A 2,516-nucleotide genomic window follows, 5' to 3' on the forward strand; every position below is an offset into this window, starting at 1 on the left:
TTAAAAAGCGAGGGTGGTTGTTTTCTCAAAGTTTTGAAGGAGCTAAAGCAACAGCTATTATTATGAGTTTGTTGGAAACAGCTAAACGTCATCAACTAAATAGTGAAAAATATCTATCCTATCTTCTAGAATGTCTTCCAAACGAGGAAACTCTCGTAAACAAAGAGGTTTTAGAGGCTTATTTACCATGGAATAAAGTTGTACAAGAAAAGTGCAAATAAGAAATCTCCAGATTAGGAACTATCCGTGAGTTCTCTAGTCTGGAGATTTTTCAATATACTTCGTTATTGGGCGGTTACGACTGAAATATCGTCTTGTTCACTTTTTATTTTCTTCTAACCAATAGACGGAGTTGCAAGGAAAATGCCAAAAACTCTACCCCTATAGCTAACAAAGAGCAAAAAAACTAGGAGAGAACTCTCCTAGTTTTAAATTATCTTGGATTATTTAACCCACTCACCGTTGTGGTTTACTTTGTAACCATCTACAGTTGTATTAACTGCAAGAGCTCCTGACGCGTATGAGTAGTACCATTTACCACCAACTTGATACCAACCAGTTGCCATTGCACCTGATGATTTCAAGTAGTACCAAGTACCGTTATCTTTAACCCAACCAGTTGCCATTGAACCGTTGTCGTTTAGGTAGTACCAAGTACCATTGTCTTTAACCCAACCAGTTGCCATCCAACCAGCTTGGTCGAAATAGTACCAAGTTCCGTTGATTTTTTCCCAACCATTAGTTGTGTAAGAACCATCAGCGTGTTTGTACCACCAGCGAGAACCTGATTGAACCCATGCTGCTTGAGCAGCTGGTTTTTCAGCAGAAGCTACTAGTTGAGGAATTTCCAAAAGGGTTGCTTTACCATTTTGTACTCGAACTGTTAATTTATATGTTCCACGTTTAGTTTTAACTTCAACAGTACTTTTAGCTGATTTTTCATACTTAATCTCAACTGCTTTACCATCAAGTTTCAGTTCATTACCTTCTTTATCATAAACCTTAACATATCTATCGGTAACAACTCTTTGTTTATTAGATTGTTGAGATTGTTGAGATGCAAGGTGAGACTTAATATCATCAATAGTCAAATCACCATTTTCAGTAGTATTAACTTTACCACTTGCTTCTTCTCCACGTTTAGCTGCTGCTTCTGCTGCTTCTGCTGCTTCTTTAAAGAGTTTAGAAACTTCTGCACTTGGTTCTGTTCTCTCATCAGCTGCAGGTTTAGCATTTGGCAATGTTTGAACATTAGCCTCACTAAAAGTTGCTGTATCAGCTGAAACAGCTTGTACAGCACCAAATGCTGCAAGAGCGACTGCGCTTGTCAATAAAACTTTTTTCATCGTTTTATCTCCTTTGTTTTTCTTTAAAATATTTTTTCGTAAGACTACCTTACTACCATAGATTATATAAATATTTGCAGGATTTGTCAAGAGTTTTCTTCGAGTTTTTAAACTTTTTACCTATTTTTTCAAAAAAGCCAAATTTCAAGTTCAAGTTAGCCATCAAGAAGTCTTCTCTGGGTGATTTGTAGTTCAAGCATTTTTTAGGATAGTTATTAATCCAATTTTAGATGAATGCGACTTCTTTGGGAGTCGTTTTCTTAGTTCCCTTAGGTAACCATCTCCGAATGAGCCTGTTGTGATTCTCATCAGTTCCCCTTTTCCCAAGAGGCATAGGGGGGCGCATAATAGATATGTTCCTCAGAAAATACATCAGACAAGCGGTTAAATTCTGTACCATTATCTGCCGTGATGGACAGAATCTTGTCTTGTTTTAAGATGAGTTTTAGAGCCTGATTGACCGATTCAGCGCTTTTATTATGCCATATGGCATTGTCCATAACGAGTAAAAGATAATCATCTGAATAAGCTTGTGAAAGCTCTTCTAAAAAGGCGTTCATCCACTCAGTATGACATCCACCAGCGATTAAGAAAAATGATTCGCCTGTATGGGCATCAACAGCTCCATAACAATAGCAAAATTCTCGTATATAGTGACTATGGACATGTGGACCTACTCCTATTGGAGCCCAACAAGATCCTAGTTTACTGATTCTACCGAAACCAGCCTCATCTTGGTACATCAAGCAAACCTTACGAAAAGGTCTACTGGTTTTAAAGCGCTTTCTTGTCTTCTTGAATTGAGATTTTATTTTTAGACGCGACAATGGTTTGAGAGTCTGCTTTCTTGGGATGTTCTGGACGTGGCCTAATATTTCGCCAACCATGGCGCTTCAAGAGTTGATAAAAGTCATCACGTGTGTAGGAAGAACCTAACTCCTTTTTATAAGCCTGAAATAAGGCATCAATTGTAACAAATTCTCCTGCCTCTGCAGCCTTCAAATGACGAGCAAGAAAGGCTTTCTCTTCCTCAATTGTCATATATGCATGGTTACGACCACCACGTGTTTCTTGAAGGAGAGAGTCGAGTCCGAACTCCTCATATTTTTTTACAGTTGGCCAAATCGTTGTTTGATTACAGTCTAAAAGTAACGGGGATTGACCACTCGG

Annotated in this window: 2 protein-coding genes and 1 pseudogene; 1 reads left to right on the plus strand and 2 read right to left on the minus strand. The window is 38.2% G+C overall.

The window, feature by feature from the left end; translation table 11 throughout:
- Positions 1-221: transposase domain-containing protein (locus HT709_RS11330; protein ID WP_240156683.1), on the plus strand; the 221-nt coding region annotated here is incomplete at its 5' end.
- A gap of 222 nt (positions 222-443) precedes the next feature.
- Here the strand turns inward: HT709_RS11330 and HT709_RS11335 are convergent.
- Complete coding sequence (locus tag HT709_RS11335) at positions 444-1,346, minus strand: choline-binding protein (RefSeq protein WP_000757032.1); 903 nt, start codon at positions 1,344-1,346, stop codon at positions 444-446.
- Positions 1,347-1,398: 52 nt separating this feature from the next.
- Positions 1,399-2,516, minus strand: a pseudogene (locus HT709_RS11340) (IS630 family transposase); the annotation flags it as partial.

Origin of the sequence: Streptococcus sp. 1343, assembly GCF_013277355.1 — a bacterium.
Taxonomy (GTDB): Bacteria; Bacillota; Bacilli; order Lactobacillales; family Streptococcaceae; genus Streptococcus; species Streptococcus pseudopneumoniae.